The sequence below is a fragment of the Streptomyces sp. NPDC058701 genome, assembly GCF_042715295.1.
Lineage (GTDB): Bacteria > Actinomycetota > Actinomycetes > Streptomycetales > Streptomycetaceae > Streptomyces.
Genome location: NZ_JBHXSY010000002.1, coordinates 217,529 through 235,141 on the forward strand (window position 1 = coordinate 217,529; position 17,613 = coordinate 235,141).

Below are 17,613 nucleotides of genomic sequence, written 5' to 3' on the forward strand. Positions count from 1 at the left end.
TGTCCCGCATGCGCCCCTCGCACCCCGCCCCGCCGATGACCGGGCCGAGCGAGGGAGAGCAACCCCCGTGACCATCGCGCCTTCCGCACCGCGCGCCGAGTCCGTTCCGTCCACGGCTCTTCATGGATCTGGCGAAGGTCCCGGGACCGCACTCCTGCGTACCCTCACCGAACTGACGGCCGACCTGCCCGACACCGATCCCGGCCGGGTCGCCGCCGCCGCGCTGCGCGGCCGCAGTTCCGTCGCCGACGAGGCCGAGCTGCGCGGGCTGGCCACCGAGGCTGCCGCCGGGCTCATCTCCGAGGACCCGGCGTACTCCCGCCTCGCCGCCCGGCTGCTGACGCTGGCCGTGGCCGGGGAGGCCGCCGGCCAGGGCGCCACCTCGTTCTCCGCCTCCGTCGCCGTGGGCCACCGCGAGGGCCTGATCGCCGACCGCACCGCCGCGTTCGTCGCCACCCACGCGGCCCGCCTGGACGCGCTGGTGGAGCACGCCCTGGCCGAGGGGGCCGACGACCGCTTCGGCTTCTTCGGCCTGCGCACCCTGCACAGCCGCTACTTGCTGCGCCACCCGATCACCCGCCAGGTCGTGGAGACCCCGCAGTTCTTCATGCTGCGCGTGGCCTGCGGTCTCGCCGAGACCGGGCCCGACGGTGAGGTCGGCGGCGTCCAGGCCGTCGAGGAAGTGGCCTCGCTGTACCGGCTGATGAGCCGCCTCGACTATCTGCCGTCCTCCCCCACGCTCTTCAACTCCGGCACCCGGCACCCGCAGATGTCCTCCTGCTACCTGCTGGACTCCCCGCTGGACGAGCTCGACTCGATCTACGACCGCTACCACCAGGTCGCGCGCCTCTCCAAGCACGCCGGCGGCATCGGCCTGTCGTACTCCCGCATCCGCGCCCGCGGTTCGCTGATCCGCGGCACCAACGGCCACTCCAACGGCATCGTCCCGTTCCTGAAGACCCTCGACGCCTCCGTCGCCGCGGTGAACCAGGGCGGTCGCCGCAAGGGCGCCGCCGCCGTCTACCTGGAGACCTGGCACGCGGACATCGAGGAGTTCCTGGAGCTCCGCGACAACACCGGCGAGGACCAGCGCCGCACGCACAACCTGAACCTCGCCCACTGGGTGCCGGACGAGTTCATGCGCCGCGTGAACGCCGACGCCGACTGGTCGCTGTTCTCCCCGGCCGAGGTCCCCGAGCTGGTGGACCTGTGGGGCGACGACTTCGACGCCGCGTACCGCAAGGCCGAGGCGGCGGGCCTGGCCCGCAAGACCATGCCCGCCCGCGAGCTGTACGGCCGGATGATGCGCACCCTCGCGCAGACCGGCCAGGGCTGGATGACCTTCAAGGACGCCTCCAACCGCACGGCGAACCAGACCGCCGAGCCGGGCACGGTCGTCCACTCCTCCAACCTGTGCACCGAGATCATCGAGGTCACCAACGACGGCGAGACGGCCGTCTGCAACCTCGGTTCGGTCAACCTGGGCGCCTTCGTCCTGGCGGAGACCGGCGAGATCGACTGGGAGCGCCTGGACGAGACCGTCCGCACCGCGGTGACCTTCCTGGACCGCGTGGTGGACATCAACTTCTACCCGACCGAGCAGGCGGGCCGTTCCAACGCCCGCTGGCGGCCGGTGGGTCTGGGCGCCATGGGCCTCCAGGACGTCTTCTTCCAGCTGAAGCTGCCCTTCGACTCCCCCGAGGCGCGGGCGCTGTCCACGAAGCTGTCCGAGCGGATCATGCTCGCCGCGTACGAGGCCTCCTGCGACCTCGCCGAGAAGAACGGCCCGCTCCCCGCCTGGGAGCAGACCCGTACCGCGCGCGGCGTGCTGCACCCCGACCACTACCAGATCGAGCAGCACTGGCCGGAGCGCTGGGACGCGCTGCGCGCCCGGATCGCGAAGACCGGAATGCGCAACTCGCTGCTCCTCGCGATCGCCCCCACGGCGACGATCGCCTCCATCGCGGGCGTCTACGAGTGCATCGAGCCGCAGGTCTCCAACCTGTTCAAGCGCGAGACGCTGAGCGGTGAGTTCCTCCAGGTCAACGCGTACCTGGTGGCCGAGCTGAAGCGGCTCGGCGTGTGGGACGCCCAGACCCGCGAGGCGCTGCGCGAGGCCAGCGGCTCCGTCCAGGGCTTCGGCTGGATCCCGGCCGAGGTGCGCGCGCTGTACCGCACGGCGTGGGAGATCCCGCAGCGCGGTCTGATCGACATGGCGGCGGCCCGGACCCCGTACCTCGACCAGTCGCAGTCGCTGAACCTGTTCCTGGAGACGCCCACCATCGGCAAGCTCAGCTCGATGTACGCGTACGCCTGGAAGCAGGGTCTGAAGACGACGTACTACCTGCGCTCGCGCCCGGCGACGAAGATCGCCCGCGCGGCGTCCGGTTCCGCCGTCCCGGCGTCCGCCGCCGTCCCGGCGTCCGCCGCTCCGCTTCCGCAGGCCGTCGACGCCGACGCGCTGGCCTGCTCCCTTGAGAACCCCGAGTCCTGCGAGGCCTGCCAGTGATGAGCTCGAACGACACCAAGAACCTGCTGGACCCGGGCTTCGAGCTCACGCTCCGCCCCATGCGCTACCCGGACTTCTACGAGCGCTACCGCGACGCGATCAAGAACACGTGGACGGTGGAGGAGGTCGACCTCCACTCGGACGTCGCCGACCTGGCGAAGCTGACGCCGTCCGAGCAGCACATGATCGGCCGGCTGGTCGCGTTCTTCGCGACGGGCGACTCGATCGTCTCGAACAACCTCGTGCTGACCCTGTACAAGCACATCAACTCCCCGGAGGCGCGCCTGTACCTGTCGCGCCAACTGTTCGAGGAGGCCGTGCACGTCCAGTTCTACCTGACGCTGCTCGACACCTACCTGCCCAACCCGGACGACCGCGCGGCCGCTTTCGACGCGGTCGAGGAGATCCCCTCGATCCGCGAGAAGGCGCAGTTCTGCTTCAAGTGGATGGACTCGGTCGAGAAGATCGACCGGCTGGAGACGGCCGCCGACCGGCGCCGCTTCCTGCTGAACCTGATCTGCTTCGCCGCGTGCATCGAGGGCCTCTTCTTCTACGGCGCCTTCGCGTACGTCTACTGGTTCCGCTCGCGCGGCCTGCTGCACGGCCTGGCCACCGGCACGAACTGGGTCTTCCGGGACGAGACGATGCACATGAACTTCGCCTTCGAGGTCGTGGACACCGTCCGCAAGGAGGAGCCGGAGCTCTTCGACGACGCCCTCCAGCAGCAGGTCACCGACATGCTGCGGGAAGCCGTGGAGGCGGAGCTCCAGTTCGGCCGCGACCTGTGCGGCGACGGCCTGCCGGGCATGAACACCGAGTCGATGCGCGCGTACCTGGAGTGCGTCGCGGACCAGCGCCTGGTCCGTCTCGGCTTCCCGCCGGTGTACGGCTCGCAGAACCCCTTCTCCTTCATGGAGCTCCAGGGCGTGCAGGAACTGACGAACTTCTTCGAGCGCCGCCCGTCGGCCTACCAGGTCGCGGTCGAGGGCACGGTCGACCTGGACGAGGACTTCTAGTCCGCGTCGCCCAGTCCGCGTCGCCGGCCCGGCCGGCATGAGTGCGTCCCCGTCCCCGGGAAGGCCGGGGACGGGGACGCACCGCTGCGCGGGGAGGCATGCCGCGGGCGCGGTTCAGCGGCCCGGCGCGTGCCGTACGGCCAGGCGCGGCGCCGCCGGACGGGACTCCGCGCGCGTACGACCGAACCCTTCCCGGAGGTTCCGTCGGTGCTGCGGGCGCCGTCCGGCGGCCGTGCGCAGTTGCCGGTCGGTGCGGTGGTCGCCGAGGGCTCCGTAGAGGGCCGGAGCGAGGAGGAGCGCCGCGACGGCGAGGACGGTCAGGTAGTCCAGGAACGTGTTCATGACTCCACTCTCGCGAGTGCGGCGAAGATCGAACAGTGGCAGGACTGTCACGGAAGTGCGAATTACTGCCACACTGGCGTCATGCTGAACAACGTGGCCGTGGCCGTGGTCAACGGCGTCGCCCCCTTCGAACTGGGCATCTTCTGCGAGGTCTTCGGGATCGACCGCAGCGCGATGGGCCTGCCGACGTACGACTTCGCCGTCTGCGCGGTGGAGGACAACCCCCTCTCCGCCGGCGACGGCCACTACAGCCTCACCCTCCCCCACGGGCTCGACCGGCTGGAGGAGGCGGACCTGATCTGCCTGCCCGCGGACCGCGACGCACCCACCCGCGAGTACCCCCGCCCCCTGCTGGACGCCCTGCACCGGGCCGTGGGCCGCGGCGCGCGCGTACTGAGCGTGTGCAGCGGAGCCTTCCTGCTCGGCGCGGCCGGCCTGCTCGACGACCGGCGCTGCACCACGCACTGGATGCACGCCCCCGCCCTGACCCGCCGCTACCCGCGGGCGCGGGTCGACCCCGACGTGCTGTACGTGGACGAGGGCCCCGTGGTCACCTCGGCGGGCACCGCCTCCGGGATCGACGCGTGCCTGCACGTCGTACGGCAGGAGCAGGGCGCCGAGGTGGCCAACACCATCGCGCGGCGGATGGTCGTCCCCCCGCACCGGGACGGCGGCCAGGCCCAGTACATCCGGCGGCCGCTCCCCCGCACCTCCTGCGACACGGTCGGCGAGGTGATCGCGTGGATGGCGCGCCACCTGGCGGACGAGATCACCGTCGAGCAGCTCGCGGAGCGCGCCCACCTGTCCCCGCGCACTTTCGCCCGCCGCTTCCTGCAGGAGACCGGCAGCACCCCGTACCAGTGGGTGCTGCGCCAGCGGGTACTGCTCGCGCAGGAGTTGCTGGAGTCCACGGACGAGACGGTCGACGCGATCGCCGGGCGCTGCGGCTTCGGCAACGCGGCCGCGCTGCGCCACCACTTCCTGCGCGCCCTGGGCACGACCCCGAACTCCTTCCGCCGGGCCTTCCGGGGGCCCCGGGCGGTGGCCTGACCGGGCGCGCGCACTCCGGCACGCACCCCCCGGACCGGTCGCCTGACCGATATGCGACTGGCCGAAACCATGGGCACACTTGACCCGAACCGGCCCCATCCGTAGCCGATCGATGACGTACGGTGAGCATGCCCGGCCCGGCTGCCCGCACAGCGCCCGGGCCCCGCACCTCACACCAAGCCCAGGGGGCCTGCATGTCCCGTACGTCCCGTACCGCTCGTATCCTCACCGCGGCCGCGTTCGCCGCGCTGCTCCTCGGCGGTGCGGCCGCCACCGCGTCCGCGGACAGCGGCTGGGGCGCCGCGCCCGCCGACAGCGGCAGGGAGTCGAAGCCCGCGGACAGCGGCTGGGGTTCCGCTCCCGCGGACAGCGGCTGGGGCTCGGCACGTAAGTAGCCCGCCCCCCGGCCGCCTCCCCGGCCGTTCCGCCGGCGCTCGCGCCGCACGTCGACAGGGCCCCGCTCCGGGTGCGGAGCGGGGCCCTGTCGACGTGCGCGGTGGCCGCGCCGTCCCGGCTACGCGTTCGGGACGGTCTCGTAGCGCGGGGTGCCCTCTTCCATCTGCCGCAGGGCGTCCTTGCGGTCGCGCTTGGAGAGCCGGTCGATGTACAGGTACCCGTACAGGTGGTCGGTCTCGTGCTGCAGGCAGCGCGCGAAATAGCCGGTGCCGCGCACCTTGATCGGGTTGCCCTGCGCGTCCTGGCCGGTGACCTCGGCGTAGTCGGGGCGGGCCAGCGAGGCGTACGCCGTCGGGACCGACAGGCAGCCCTCGTTGGAGTCGTCGAGCACCCGCGCGCCGGCCGGCAGCTCGACGAGCTTGGGGTTGACCACGACACCGGTGTGCCGGTTGCCGTCGTCGTCCGGGCAGTCGTAGACGAAGACCTTCGCGTCCACGCCGATCTGGTTCGCGGCCAGGCCCACGCCCTCGGCGGCCTTCTGGCTGGCGAACATGTCGTCGATCAGCTGCGCCAGCTCGTCGCCGAACTCGGTGACGTCCTTGCACTCCCGGTGCAGGACCGGGTTGCCGACCACCGTGATCGGACGGGCGGTACCACGCTCGCGGTGGGCGAGCTCGCGCTCCGCACAGCCCTCGGTGTCCACGACGTACCCGTCGTTCAGGTTCTCGACGACCTCGTTCTCCTGCTGCGCCATGTCCGCCGTACGCCTTCCGTAAGTCCTGGCACCGGTGGTCGCCAATGGCCACCGATGTGCCCGTACAGCCTACGGCCCCGGCTCAGCAGACTTCTTCGAGATCCCGCCACTCGCGGCTGTCCGGGCTGTCCGCGACCCAGCCGTCGAGCAGGCCGCGCACCAACCCGGCCGGCGCCGCGATCCCGCACTCGCGCTCGGGCACCCACAGCGATCCGGAGCCCGCCGTACGGTGCCCCAGCGGCCCGGGGTGCCCCGGCTCGCTGTGGTCGTGCGGGTCCAGGTGCTCGCCGTCGCCCTCGTCGCTCGGCATCTCGCTCTCCGAACAGGTGCGGCACAGCAGCCGCACCGACGAGGACCAGTCCTCGGCGGCGAAGCCTGCGTCCGAGGCCAGCTGCTCCAGCGCGTCGCGGTCCGACTCGGTGGCCGCCTCCAGCAGCACCACCCAGGTCGGCACCGGCGACGGCGCCCACAGCTCGATCTCGTCGAAGACCGGGTACGAGGGACCGGCCGCGGTCACGCGCTCCCCGTGCGGCACCCCGTCGTGGAGCACGACCTCGCCCCAGCGCCGCCCGGACGAGGGCAGCGGGATCGACAGGACCTCCAGCCGGGCCGGGTCCAGCCGGCGGCCCCAGACCACCTCCGCCTCGCCCTCGGGTGACAGCCGCACGGCGGCACTGCCCAGCTCCATGCCGACCGGCTCGCCGCCGGACTTCCCGCCCGCTCCCGAGCCGTGGGAGTCCCCGGGCACCTTCAGCCCGTACGCCTGCCAGGCCCTGCGCGCCAGCGGCCAGTCCTGCAGCGCGGTGGCCGCGATCCCGACGTTCCACCAGTCCGGGGCGCCGGCCTCGCGGTCCAGCAGGGCCACGGCGCGGAGCCCGGCGGCCCGCGCCTGCTCCCAGTCGTGGCGGAACTTGTGCAGCAGGGCCAGATTGAACCAGGACTCGGACAGCCACGGTTCCAGGTCCGCCGCTCTGGTCAGCAGCGCTCCCGCGTCCTCGTACCGACCGTCTCCGATCAGCGTGAACGCGCGGTCGGTGGCCTGCCGCCACGAGGCGGAGGGCCGATGCCGTACCTTCCCGAAGATCCTCACGATTCCCGCCTGCCGGTCCAACGGTGCAGCCTTGCGGACACTGTCACGGTCCCTCTTACTGGCATCCAACCATGCCCGCTCGGACGGCCGCTCATTACCCATGGGTTACCCAGGCGGGACGGGAACAACTCTGTCACGCCCCTCCCTGGCCAGAACCCTCGCCAAGCACTCCACGACCTCCGGCTCGTAGTCCCGCCCGGTGCCCAGCCGCAGCTGCTCCAGGGCGGCCAGTGAGCCGCCCGGGTGACGACTGCCCGCGACCAGGTCGTCGTACGCGTTCACCGCGCGCACGATCCGGGCCGCCACGGGCTGCTCCCGGTACGGGTCGGCCTGCAGCTCCACCACCACCGCGACCTCGGCCGGCACCCCGGTCTGGCGGGCCACCTCCCCGCCCAGCCCGGCGATGCGGCGGGCCTCGGCGGGAGGCAGCTCGGCGGTCGCCCCCTCCGGGACCGGGTCGACCAGGGAGAGCTGGCCGATGTCGTGCATCAGCGCGGCGTACTCCAGCACCGTGAGCTCCCGCTCCGACAGGCCGAGCTCCCGGCCCACGGCGCAGCTCAGGGCGGCGACCCGGCGGGAGTGGCCCGGCCGGGTGTATCCGGCGATCTCGGTGGCCCGGGCCAGGGAGGTGATGGTCTGCCGGTAGGTGGTGCGGACGGCGGCGATCCGGTGGAGGGACAACTGCGTCAGCAGCAGGGGCACGCTGAAGACGGGCAGGGCCCACAGCCCGGCGACGGCCACGCCCAGGGCCATCACCACCCCGGTGGCGCAGATCGCGGAGCCGATGCCCGGCCGGGAGCGCAGTTCGTCGCGCAGCAGCGGTCCGTACGGCCGTCCGGTCCGGGCCCCGGCCAGGGCCGCGGCGAGCACGGCGTCGCACAGGGCGGTGAGGAAGAGCAGGCAGAGGAGGAAGAGGACCAGGTACGGGCTCTGGCCGAGCCAATGCTCCAGCCGGCCGGAGTTGTAGAGCGGCTGGAAACAGGCGGCGGCGAACGCGACGGTCAGGACCCGGCGGGCCACGTGGTCGAGCGCGGGGCCGCCGCCCCGGGCGATGTGCGGGACCACCCCGACGAGGGCGGCGGCGACCACGACCGCGACGGTCTGGAGGACCCCGTGGTGGGAGGGCTGCCCGGCGTTCTGGCCGAGCAGGGCGTACGCGAGGGCCCCGGCGGAGCCGAGCGGCGCGGGCCGCCGGTCCTCGGCCTCGGCGGGCCCGGCGAGCTCGGGGCGGCCGCCGGCGCGGCGGTCGCGGCGGGCGAGCTCGCCGACCGCGACCAGGATGCCGAAGGCCAGGGCCGCGCCCGGATCCAGGAGCCCGGTCCACAGGGTGTGGCCGAGGGCCGCGACGGTGACCAGCGCGGCGGCCCCGCGGACGCTCCACGCGGCGGCCCCGCGCAGGCAGGACGCGGCGCCGGCCCGGACCCGCACCGCACCGCCGGTCCCGACGCGCGGCGCGGCGTCCCGACGGGCGCTCCCCGCGCCGCCCCGCCCGGTGGTCCCCTTCACGCTCCCGCTCCCGGCCCGCGCCGCTCGTCGGGCAGCCGGAAGGTTCCTGCTCCGGAGCCGCCGGGCGCCGCCGCGGGGCCCGCGGGCGGCCGGCCCGCGCCCTGGAAGACGGCCCGTCCCCCGTCGCCCGGCAGGTCCGGGGCGGCGTCCCGGCCCTGGACCGGGAGTCCCGGGAGCCCCGGCCCGGCGGCGGGGGCGGGAGCGGGGGCGGGAGCGGTCGGGACCCCGCTCGGGCCGCTGCCGCCCGGAGCGCCGCTCCCCGGCCCCGGGGCGGCGGCGCCGGTCACCTGGAGGTCCTCGTCGGAGGTGACCACGGGATGCCAGCCGTGCCGTCCGATGGCCTCGGCCAGGGCCAGCACCACGGCCGGGTCGAACTGCGCCCCCGCGCACCGCTCCAGTTCCGTCAGCGCGGCCGGCACCGGGCGGGCCCGGCTGTAGGAGCGGGTGGAGGTCATCGCGTCGAAGGCGTCGGCCACCGCCACGACCCGGGCCAGTACCGGGATCTGGTCACCGGTCAGCCCGTACGGGTAGCCGGAGCCGTCGATCCGCTCGTGGTGGTGCAGGATCGCGGACCGCGCCTCGCCCAGGAAGCCGATGCCGCGCACCATCTCGTGCCCGTACTCGGGGTGCAGTTCGATGATCCGGCGCTCCTCGGGGGTGAGCGGTCCGTCCTTGCGCAGCAGCCGGGTGGGGACGCCGAGCTTGCCGACGTCGTGCAGGATCCCGGCGATGCGGACGACCTCGAGGCGGTCCCCGGCCATCCCCAGCTGGCGGGCGATCATCGCGGAGGCCTGGCCGACGCGCTCGCTGTGGCCGCGCGTGTAGCGGTCCTTGATGTCGACGGCCTGCACGAGGGCGCGGATGGTCGCCCGGTGGGCGGCGCGCTCGCGGTGGTACTGGGCGAAGACCCAGCAGGAGATGTACATCGGCAGCAGGACCAGGAGCGCGGCCGTCAGCCCGTACGGGCTGCGCCACAGGACGGCCATCATCAGCCCGGCCAGTGCGTGCACGCAGTGCGGGGCGAGGGACCGGGTCAGCGTTCCGCGCCAGAGCGCGGCGGCGGGCCGGCGCTCGGCGGTGACCAGGACGCCGCCGTCGAGGGCGGCGAGCGCGAGGCAGAAGACGAGGGCGGCGGCCGCCGCGGGGACCAGGACGTACGGGAAGTCCGCGAGCCACACGCCCGCTCCGGGGGCCCCGGAAGGGACGGCGGGCCCGAAGGACGCGGCGGACTCCGCCGGCCCGCCCCGCGAGCCGAGCGCGGCCGGGCCGCCCAGCAGCGCGAACACCTGCCCGGCGGCCCAGGCGGCCATCGCCTGCTGCGCGCCGTGCCAGACCCGGCGGACCCGGACGGGCGGTTCGGTCACGGTCCCGGCGAGCCCGCCGGGCAGGGCGACGAGCGCGGCGGCCGCGGGCGGCAGCAGGAACACGGCGGCGAGCAGGACGGGGAAGAAGGAGCCGACGCCCTCGGGGACCCGGGCCCTCAGCGGCGGGCAGAACGTGACGAGTTCGCAGCCGAGGTAGAGCACCGACAGCAGGACCACCGCCGCCCACGGGGTGCTGCCGGCACCGGTGAACGCGGGGGTGACGCAGGCGAGCGCCGCGAGGACGCCGCAGAGGATGTATCCGCGCGCCGCCGGCGGAAGTGCCCGCATGGCGCTCTCCTCCCTATGGCGTCCGAGCCGGGTACAGAATCACACCAGTACCGAAGGGGGAGAATAGGTGGGGCCCCGATGCCGGTGGGCCACATTTCCGCATTGCGCCAAGCGGACGCCCCCGGATTAGCACCTTCGGGTGAACGAAGTGCCCTTCCGGGGGCGTGGGTGGAAACGGGGCGGAGCGCCCGGGACCGGCCGGGTCAGCCGGTGGCCGGGTTGTCGGCGGTGACGTCGTGGTCCGGCACCGCCTGGCCCGACCGGATCAGCTCGATCCGGCCCATGACCTTCGACCGCAGGTCGCTCGGCACGTCGTCCGACCCGCAGCAGCGCTTGACCAGCTTCTTCACGGCCTGCTCCAGGCCGTACTTCTCCAGGCAGGGGTTGCACTCGCCGAAGTGTGTCTCGAACTTGGTGCAGTCACTGTCGGGCATCTCGTGGTCGAGGAACTCGTACAGGTGGTCCAGGACCTCAGCGCACTCCGTCTCGTGCGGCTCTCCGCAACTCATGAGCCCGAGCCTTTCCTGTCGTTCGACTCTCCCCCGCCGGCGGGTACCAGCCCGCGCTCACGGGCGTAGTCCTCCAGCATTCCGCGGAGTTGACGGCGGCCACGGTGCAGTCGCGACATGACCGTACCGATGGGTGTACCCATGATGTCCGCGATCTCCTTGTACGCAAAGCCCTCGACGTCGGCGAGATAGACCGCGATGCGGAACTCCTCCGGAATGGCCTGGAGGGCTTCCTTCACGTCCGAATCGGGGAGGTGGTCGAGCGCCTGCGACTCGGCGGAGCGCAGCCCGGTCGACATGTGCGACTCGGCGCGCGCCAGCTGCCAGTCCTCGATCTCCTCCGCGGCGCTGCGCTGGGGCTCGCGCTGCTTCTTGCGGTAGGAGTTGATGAACGTGTTGGTCAGGATCCGGTAGAGCCACGCCTTCAGGTTGGTGCCCTCCCGGAACTGGTGGAACGACGCGTACGCCTTCGCGTACGTCTCCTGGACCAGGTCCTCGGCGTCGGCCGGGTTGCGCGTCATGCGCAGCGCGGCCGAGTACATCTGGTCGAGGTAGCCGAGGGCGTCCCTCTCGAAGCGCGCGTTGCGCTCCGGGGTCGTCTCCTCCGCGTGGCCTTCGTCGGTCCCAGCGACAGGACCCACCTCCTCCGACAGCGTGGCGGCTCCGAAAGCGGTTCCGCTCGAATCGGAGAATAGTCGACCTCCCCGGCCCTCCGCCGCTCGGAGCGAGCTGCGCTTGGGCCCGGGCAGTACCGTCCAGTCCAGGTCAGCGGCCTGCCTGCGGTTCTGGCTGATGGCCTGGGTCATGCGCTTCCTCTCCTGCCGACGAATTGCCGTGCGTACCGACATCCGGGACAACAGAAGGGCCGTACGGCGCATTCCCCGGCGGGCGGCGGGTTCGGCACCCCGTCGTGCCGCGGGGCGGCGGGGTGCCGCGCCGCCGCCGCGATCCGCGGCGCGAATGTGTCAGGTCGCGGTCAGGGGGCGAGGTGCTCCAGCCATCCGCCGACCGCGTCGGTGATCACGTCGAGGGCCTGTTGCTGGGTGGTGGCCGCCCGTTTCGGCACCGCGAAGCCGTGGTCGCCGTCGGGCACCTCGACGAGCTCGTACGGGTCCTGTTCCCCCGGCGCCGGGAACTCCCCGGGGCGACCGAAGGCGTCCCGGCCGCCCTGGACCACGAGGGCGGGCCGGCCGGCGCCGAGCAGCTCGTCGGCGCGGGACTTCTCGGGGCGCCCCGGCGGGTGCAGCGGGAACGCCAGCGCCAGGACCGCCGCGGCGCCGAGGCCGGCGGCGGTCCGGCAGGCCACCCGGGCCCCGGCGCTGCGGCCGCCCGCGACCACGGGCAGTCCGGGGCGCGCGAGCACCGGCCAGAGCCCGCGCCACCCCTCGTCCAGCACCTTGGGCGCGGCGGCCACCTTCTTCCCGGCGACCCGCCAGGGCTGTTCGACCAGGGCCACGGTGATCCCGCGCGCGGGCAGGGCGGCGGCGAGCGCCTGGAGGTCGCGGGCCTCGATGCCGCCGCCGGCGCCGTGGCCCACGGCGAGCACGAGGCGGGCGGAGGCGGCGGGGTGCCAGGTGACGCGGGCCTCGCCCGGGGGGGTGTCGACGCTTTCGGTACGCGGGGTCATGCGCCGATCATGCCGGGTCGGCGCCGGTCAGAAGAGCGTCGCCTCCTCCGGCGCGGCCAGCTCGTCCAGCAGTTCGGGACCGTTGTTGCGGACGTTGCTCACGGCGGTGGAGACGGGGTAGGCCCGCATCAGGCCGCCCGGCGGCGGCGCCAGCAGCTCCCGCAGCCCGTCCGGGTCGGTCCGGGCCGGGTCCAGCCAGGCGTCCCACCGGTCGGGGGTCAGCATGAGCGGCATCCGCGGGTGGATGTCGGCGAGCGAGGCGGGTCCCTCGGCGGGGGCCACGCCCAGCGGGCCGGTCTCGGCCTCGGCGGTGATCACCGAGCAGGTGGCCCACCAGGCCCGGGGGTGGTCGGCGGGCAGGGTCGCGTCGCGCCAGAACTCGTATATCCCGGCCATGGCGAAGACCGATCCGTCGGCGGGCAGCACGAAGTACGGCTGCTTGCGCGCCCGCTTCTTCTTGCCCTCGACCTCCAGCTGCCGCTCGTCGTGGGCGGTGACCCACTCGTAGTAGCCGTCGGCGGGGACGATGCAGCGGCGCTGTGCGAACGGGCGCCGGAAGGACGGCTTCTCGTGCAGGGTCTCGGACCTGGCGTTGATCATCCGGGCGGCGCCGTCGGGGTTCTTGGCCCAGGACGGCACCAGCCCCCACTTCAGGACGCGGAGCTGGCGAACCGGACGCGGATCCGGAGCGTCTTTGACGGGACGGTCGAGGACGACGAGGACCTCCTTGGTCGGCGCCACGTTCCAGTCGGGCGCCAGGGACTCCTCCGGCTCCCACTTCTCGACGCCGAAGGCCTCCACGAGGTCCTCGGGGCTACGACTGGCTGCATACCGTCCGCACATGGCTGCCACACTGCCATGGCACCCGACCACCACCGCAAGGAGTCCGCCACTTCATGGACAGCAGCTCTACGGCCGGCCTCTGGGACCGGCTCACGGGGATACAGACGGCGCCCGACCTGTGGCTGGTGATCGTGACGGGGGTGGCGGCGCTGGCCGCCGTGGGGCCGCGCCCGCTGTGGCGCCTCTCGCGCAACGCGGTCACCATCGCGCACGAGGGCGGGCACGGCCTGCTGGCGCTGCTCACCGGGCGGCGCCTGGACGGCATACGCCTGCACTCCGACACCAGCGGCGTCACGGTCAGCCGGGGCAAGCCGACGGGCCTCGGCATGGTCCTGACGGCGGCCGCCGGGTACACCGCCCCCTCGCTGCTCGGGCTCGGCGGGGCCGCGCTGCTCTCCGCGCACCGGATCACGCTGCTGCTGTGGGCGGCGACCGCCCTGCTCGTGGTGATGCTGGTGATGATCCGCAACGCGTACGGGGCGCTGACGGTGATCCTGACCGGCGGAACCTTCCTGCTGGTGTCCTGGCTGGCACCCGCGGAGGTCCAGGCCCTCTTCGCGTACGCGGTGGTGTGGTTCCTGCTGCTGGGCGGGGTGCGGCCGGTCTTCGAGCTCCAGGCCAAGCGCCGGGGCGGTGGCGCACCCGATTCCGACGCCGACCAGCTGGGACGGCTCACGCACGTCCACCCGGTGGTGTGGCTGGTCCTCTTCCACGTCGTCGCGCTCTGCTCCCTCGTCGGCGGCGGCCGCTGGCTGCTCGGCCTCTGAGACGGCGTCGCGATCAAGATCCGGCGCCGGGCGGAGCCACTAAAGTGGGGGCCATGACCGATTCCCCCGCGCTCCCCGCCCTCTGGCCCGCTCCGCTCGCCGAAGCGGCCGTACACGCCACCGTCACGGTGCCCGGGTCCAAATCGGTCACCAACCGGGCCCTGGTGCTGGCCTCCCTCGCCGCCGAGCCCGGCTGGGTGCGCCGCCCGCTGCGCTCGCGCGACTCCCAGCTGATGTCGGACGCCCTGCGCGCGATGGGCGTGGGCATCGAGGAGACCGTCTCCTCCAGCTCCGCCGGCGACGGCGCGAGCGGCGAGGCCTGGCGGGTCATCCCGGCGGCGCTGCACGGCCCGGCCACGGTCGACGTCGGCAACGCGGGTACGGTCATGCGCTTCCTCCCGCCCGTCGCCACCCTTGCCGCGGGCGACATCCGCTTCGACGGCGACGCCCGCGCCTACGAGCGTCCGCTGGGTCAGGTCATCACCGCGCTGCGCACGCTCGGCGCCCGCATCGACGACGACGGCCGGGGCGCGCTGCCGCTGACCGTGCAGGGCGGCGGGGCGCTGGAGGGCGGCGTCGTCGAGATCGACGCGACCAACTCCTCCCAGTTCGTCTCCGCGCTGCTGCTCTCCGCCCCTCGCTTCAACCAGGGCGTCGAGGTACGGCACGTGGGCACCAACCTGCCGTCCATGCCGCACATCCGGATGACGGTGGAGATGCTGCGCGCGGCGGGCGCCCAGGTCGACACCCCCGAGGCCGGCGGCGAGAAGAACGTGTGGCGGGTCTCCCCCGGCGCCCTGCTGGGCCGCGACATGGTCGTGGAACCGGACCTCTCCAACGCCCAGCCCTTCATGGCGGCCGCCCTGATCACCGGCGGCACGGTCACGATCCCGGACTGGCCGCGCCGCACCACGCAGCCCGGTGACGCGCTGCGCCGGATCTTCACGGAGATGGGCGGCTCCTGCGAGCTGACCGACGACGGCCTGGTCTTCTCGGGCACCGGCACGATCCACGGCATCGACGTGGACCTGGGCGAGGTCGGCGAGCTCACGCCGGGCATCGCCGCGGTGGCGGCCCTGGCCGACTCGGAGTCCGTGCTGCGCGGGGTCCAGCACCTGCGGCTGCACGAGACCGACCGGCTGGCCGCGCTGACCAAGGAGATCAACGCGCTCGGCGGCGACGTCACCGAGACCGCGGACGGACTGCACATCCGGCCGCGCCCGCTGCACGGCGGCACCTTCCACACGTACGACGACCACCGGATGGCCACCGCGGGCGCGGTGATCGGTCTGGCGGTGGACGGCGTGCTCATCGAGAACGTGGCGACGACCGCGAAGACCCTGCCGGACTTCCCGGCGATGTGGGCGGACATGCTCGCCGGGACCTCCGGCGCTCCCGCGGCCGCCGCGGCTCCCGCGGCCTCCGGCGCCCCGGGGGCCCGTACGGGTGCGGGTGCGTCCGGGACGTCCTCCGGCGGCCCCTCCCGGGCCGGAGCGGGTGCGGGAGCGTAGGGCCCGTCATGCGCAGGTACGGCAAGAACACCGACGAGGACGACATCCCGTCCCGCCCCAACCGCAAGGGCAACCGGCCCCGGACCACCATCCGGCCCAAGCACGAGGACGCCTCGGAGGGCTTCGTCCTGACCGTCGACCGGGGCAGGCTGACCTGTCTGGTCGAGGACCGCACCGTGCACGCGATGAAGGCCCGCGAGCTGGGCCGCAAGGCGGCGGTGGTCGGCGACCGGGTCTGGATCGTCGGTGACCTGTCGGGCAAGAAGGACACCCTCGCCAGGATCGTGCGGATCGAGGAGCGCCGCTCGGTCCTGCGGCGCACCGCGGACGACGACGACCCGTACGAGCGCGTGGTCGTCGCCAACGCCGACCAGCTCGCGATCGTCACGGCCCTGGCCGATCCGGAGCCGCGGCCGCGCATGATCGACCGCTGCCTGGTGGCGGCGTACGACGCGGGGCTGGAGCCGCTGCTGGTGCTCACCAAGTCGGATCTGACGGCCGCCGACAAGATCCTGGAGATCTACTCGACGCTCGGCGTGAACTACGTGGTGACCAACCGCGAGGAGCTCGCGACGGGCGACGCCGCCGACCGGGTCCGCGAGCGCCTCAACGGCCGGATCACCGCCTTCGTCGGGCACTCCGGCGTCGGCAAGACCACCTTGGTGAACTCGCTGGTCGCCGAGGGCCGCCAGCGCGCCACCGGACACGTCAACGCGGTCACCGGCCGCGGCCGGCACACCACCACCTCGGCGCTCGCCCTGCCGCTGCCGTCGGGCGACGGCTGGGTCATCGACACCCCGGGCGTGCGCTCCTTCGGCCTGCACCACGTGGACCCGTCCCGGGTCATCCTGGCCTTCCCCGACCTGGTGCCCGGTACGGAGGGCTGCCCGCGCGCCTGCAGCCACGACGAGACGGACTGCGCGCTCGACAAGTGGGTGGAGGACGGCCACGCGGACCAGGCCCGGCTGTACTCGCTGCGGCGGCTGCTGGAGACCCGCGAGCGCCGCGACGGCGACTGACCGGCCCCCTCGCGGCCCGGCCCGCGGCCCTGTCCGCGGCCCTGTCCGCGGCCTCCCCGCGGGCCGCCCCGCCGCGTCCGGCGGGGTTTGCGGACGGCCGCGCCTGGTAAAGGCATACTCGCACCGAGTGGCGCGCAGGTTCGGGCCCGGACCCCGGCCCGGCCGCGCCACGTGAGGCGGGGAGGCATTCGACATGGCGTGGCTGCTGGTCGTGGTCGCGGGGATCCTGGAGACCGGTTTCGCGGTGTGCCTCAAGCTTTCCCACGGGTTCACCCGGCTCTGGCCGACCATCGCCTTCGCGTGCTTCGCGCTCGGCAGCTTCGGCCTGCTGACCCTGGCGCTCAAGAAGCTGGACGTGGGCCCGGCGTACGCGGTGTGGACGGGCATCGGAGCGGCCGGGACGGCGATCTACGGCATGGTCTTCCTCGGCGACCTGGTCTCCACCCTCAAGCTCGTCTCGATCTCGCTGGTCATCCTCGGTGTCATCGGGCTCCAGCTGTCCGGTTCGGCTCACTGAGCAGGCGCAGCATCTCCCGCGCGTCCGGTTCCTCCCCGGGGGCGACCACGTAGGAGAGGGCGAGCCGTACGACGAGCTCGCACCGCCGGGCGTCCTCCCGCGGGGCCAGCGCCCCGGCGGCCCGGTCGCGCACGGCGCGGGCCAGCTCGCCCGGCCCCGGCGCCCGCCCGGCCGCGGGCAGCTCCGGGTCCCAGGCCCCGGTGAGCAGGGCCCGTACGAGGGGACGGGCGCGCGCCGCCCGTACGGTCCACTCCGCTACGGCGGCGAGCCGTTCGGCGTCCTCGGCCGGCGCGGCCAGGGCCCGGTCCACCCCGTCGAGGTACCGTTCGGCCTCCCGCCGGACCAGGGCGCGGCCCAGCCCGGCCTTGCCGCCGAACTCGTTGTACAGGGTCTGGCGGGACACTCCCGCGGCCGCGGCCACCTCGACCATCCGGACGGCGGGCCAGGGGCGGGCCGAGAGCGCGGCTCCCGCCGCGTCCAGTAAGGACTCCCGGGCTGCCGGCAT

General features: G+C 73.6%; 17 protein-coding genes and 1 pseudogene. 8 read left to right on the top strand and 10 right to left on the bottom strand.

The genetic code is table 11. The annotated features are described in order from the left end of the window. The first annotated feature begins 67 nt into the window (after positions 1–67). On the top strand, positions 68–2,509 hold the full coding sequence (locus ACFWW8_RS02820) for a ribonucleoside-diphosphate reductase subunit alpha (protein ID WP_386522660.1): 2,442 nt from the start codon (positions 68–70) through the stop codon (positions 2,507–2,509). After that, the gene (locus ACFWW8_RS02825) at positions 2,509–3,525 is read left to right on the top strand and encodes a ribonucleotide-diphosphate reductase subunit beta (RefSeq protein ID WP_386522663.1); all 1,017 of its coding nucleotides are present in this window, start codon (positions 2,509–2,511) and stop codon (positions 3,523–3,525) included. Before ACFWW8_RS02820 ends, ACFWW8_RS02825 begins: the two co-directional genes overlap by 1 nt. Positions 3,526–3,639: 114 nt before the next feature. On the opposite strand, the gene ACFWW8_RS02830 is transcribed toward ACFWW8_RS02825, so the two are convergent. Beyond that, on the bottom strand, positions 3,640–3,867 hold the full coding sequence (locus ACFWW8_RS02830; RefSeq protein ID WP_386522666.1) for a hypothetical protein: 228 nt from the start codon (positions 3,865–3,867) through the stop codon (positions 3,640–3,642). Between the two features lie 81 nt (positions 3,868–3,948). Between ACFWW8_RS02830 and ACFWW8_RS02835 the strand changes: the two genes are divergently transcribed. After that, complete coding sequence (locus tag ACFWW8_RS02835) at positions 3,949–4,917, top strand: helix-turn-helix domain-containing protein (RefSeq protein WP_386522669.1); 969 nt, start codon at positions 3,949–3,951, stop codon at positions 4,915–4,917. A gap of 194 nt (positions 4,918–5,111) precedes the next feature. Beyond that, the gene (locus tag ACFWW8_RS02840; RefSeq protein ID WP_386522672.1) at positions 5,112–5,312 is read left to right on the top strand and encodes a hypothetical protein; all 201 of its coding nucleotides are present in this window, start codon (positions 5,112–5,114) and stop codon (positions 5,310–5,312) included. Between the two features lie 119 nt (positions 5,313–5,431). On the opposite strand, the gene def is transcribed toward ACFWW8_RS02840, so the two are convergent. From def to ACFWW8_RS02880, 8 genes are all read right to left on the bottom strand, one after another. Continuing rightward, positions 5,432–6,067 (bottom strand): peptide deformylase, encoded by a 636-nt coding sequence (gene def, locus ACFWW8_RS02845; protein ID WP_386522675.1) that lies wholly within the window; start codon positions 6,065–6,067, stop codon positions 5,432–5,434. Between the two features lie 82 nt (positions 6,068–6,149). Beyond that, the gene (locus ACFWW8_RS02850) at positions 6,150–7,157 is read right to left on the bottom strand and encodes a tetratricopeptide repeat protein (protein WP_383929199.1); all 1,008 of its coding nucleotides are present in this window, start codon (positions 7,155–7,157) and stop codon (positions 6,150–6,152) included. A 105-nt stretch (positions 7,158–7,262) separates the two neighbouring features. After that, entirely contained in the window at positions 7,263–8,555 is a 1,293-nt protein-coding gene (locus tag ACFWW8_RS02855) for an HD-GYP domain-containing protein (protein WP_386523006.1), read from the bottom strand. Between the two features lie 104 nt (positions 8,556–8,659). Further along, positions 8,660–10,315, bottom strand: coding sequence for an HD-GYP domain-containing protein (locus ACFWW8_RS02860; protein ID WP_386522678.1), 1,656 nt, complete (start codon positions 10,313–10,315; stop codon positions 8,660–8,662). A gap of 203 nt (positions 10,316–10,518) precedes the next feature. After that, on the bottom strand, positions 10,519–10,824 hold the full coding sequence (gene rsrA / locus ACFWW8_RS02865) for a mycothiol system anti-sigma-R factor (protein ID WP_267718020.1): 306 nt from the start codon (positions 10,822–10,824) through the stop codon (positions 10,519–10,521). Continuing rightward, on the bottom strand, positions 10,821–11,465 hold the full coding sequence (locus ACFWW8_RS02870) for a sigma-70 family RNA polymerase sigma factor (protein ID WP_267718386.1): 645 nt from the start codon (positions 11,463–11,465) through the stop codon (positions 10,821–10,823). The genes rsrA and ACFWW8_RS02870 overlap by 4 nt, the downstream gene beginning before the upstream one ends. A 335-nt stretch (positions 11,466–11,800) precedes the next feature. Beyond that, on the bottom strand, positions 11,801–12,451 hold the full coding sequence (locus tag ACFWW8_RS02875; protein WP_386522681.1) for an alpha/beta family hydrolase: 651 nt from the start codon (positions 12,449–12,451) through the stop codon (positions 11,801–11,803). Positions 12,452–12,478: 27 nt separating this feature from the next. Beyond that, positions 12,479–13,294 carry an SOS response-associated peptidase gene (locus ACFWW8_RS02880; RefSeq protein ID WP_386522683.1) on the bottom strand — a complete coding sequence of 272 codons (816 nt, stop codon included), beginning with the start codon at positions 13,292–13,294 and terminating at the stop codon, positions 12,479–12,481. A gap of 53 nt (positions 13,295–13,347) precedes the next feature. On the opposite strand from ACFWW8_RS02880, the gene ACFWW8_RS02885 reads away from it, so the two are divergent. The 4 genes and pseudogenes from ACFWW8_RS02885 (at position 13,348) to ACFWW8_RS02900 (ending at position 17,108) form a co-directional block, all read left to right on the top strand. Then, on the top strand, positions 13,348–14,061 hold the full coding sequence (locus tag ACFWW8_RS02885) for a M50 family metallopeptidase (RefSeq protein WP_386522686.1): 714 nt from the start codon (positions 13,348–13,350) through the stop codon (positions 14,059–14,061). Positions 14,062–14,114: 53 nt separating this feature from the next. Then, positions 14,115–15,443, top strand: a pseudogene (aroA, locus tag ACFWW8_RS02890) (3-phosphoshikimate 1-carboxyvinyltransferase); the annotation flags it as partial. A gap of 137 nt (positions 15,444–15,580) precedes the next feature. Then, complete coding sequence (gene rsgA / locus ACFWW8_RS02895) at positions 15,581–16,591, top strand: ribosome small subunit-dependent GTPase A (RefSeq protein WP_386522688.1); 1,011 nt, start codon at positions 15,581–15,583, stop codon at positions 16,589–16,591. Between the two features lie 193 nt (positions 16,592–16,784). Then, entirely contained in the window at positions 16,785–17,108 is a 324-nt protein-coding gene (locus ACFWW8_RS02900; protein ID WP_030225858.1) for a multidrug efflux SMR transporter, read from the top strand. On the opposite strand, the gene ACFWW8_RS02905 is transcribed toward ACFWW8_RS02900, so the two are convergent. Then, entirely contained in the window at positions 17,074–17,613 is a 540-nt protein-coding gene (locus ACFWW8_RS02905) for a TetR/AcrR family transcriptional regulator (protein WP_386522691.1), read from the bottom strand. The two genes, ACFWW8_RS02900 and ACFWW8_RS02905, sit on opposite strands and share 35 nt — an antisense overlap.

Coding starts and splice junctions, on each gene's coding strand:
- ACFWW8_RS02900 (WP_030225858.1), top strand. CDS start 16,785: ATGGCGTGGCTGCTGGTCGTGGTCGCGGGGATCCTGGAGACCGGTTTC.
- ACFWW8_RS02880 (WP_386522683.1), bottom strand. CDS start 13,294: ATGTGCGGACGGTATGCAGCCAGTCGTAGCCCCGAGGACCTCGTGGAG.
- ACFWW8_RS02835 (WP_386522669.1), top strand. CDS start 3,949: ATGCTGAACAACGTGGCCGTGGCCGTGGTCAACGGCGTCGCCCCCTTC.
- ACFWW8_RS02860 (WP_386522678.1), bottom strand. CDS start 10,315: ATGCGGGCACTTCCGCCGGCGGCGCGCGGATACATCCTCTGCGGCGTC.
- ACFWW8_RS02905 (WP_386522691.1), bottom strand. CDS start 17,613: ATGCCGGCAGCCCGGGAGTCCTTACTGGACGCGGCGGGAGCCGCGCTC.
- def (WP_386522675.1), bottom strand. CDS start 6,067: ATGGCGCAGCAGGAGAACGAGGTCGTCGAGAACCTGAACGACGGGTAC.
- rsrA (WP_267718020.1), bottom strand. CDS start 10,824: ATGAGTTGCGGAGAGCCGCACGAGACGGAGTGCGCTGAGGTCCTGGAC.
- ACFWW8_RS02885 (WP_386522686.1), top strand. CDS start 13,348: ATGGACAGCAGCTCTACGGCCGGCCTCTGGGACCGGCTCACGGGGATA.
- ACFWW8_RS02875 (WP_386522681.1), bottom strand. CDS start 12,451: ATGACCCCGCGTACCGAAAGCGTCGACACCCCCCCGGGCGAGGCCCGC.
- ACFWW8_RS02825 (WP_386522663.1), top strand. CDS start 2,509: ATGAGCTCGAACGACACCAAGAACCTGCTGGACCCGGGCTTCGAGCTC.
- rsgA (WP_386522688.1), top strand. CDS start 15,581: ATGCGCAGGTACGGCAAGAACACCGACGAGGACGACATCCCGTCCCGC.
- ACFWW8_RS02840 (WP_386522672.1), top strand. CDS start 5,112: ATGTCCCGTACGTCCCGTACCGCTCGTATCCTCACCGCGGCCGCGTTC.
- ACFWW8_RS02830 (WP_386522666.1), bottom strand. CDS start 3,867: ATGAACACGTTCCTGGACTACCTGACCGTCCTCGCCGTCGCGGCGCTC.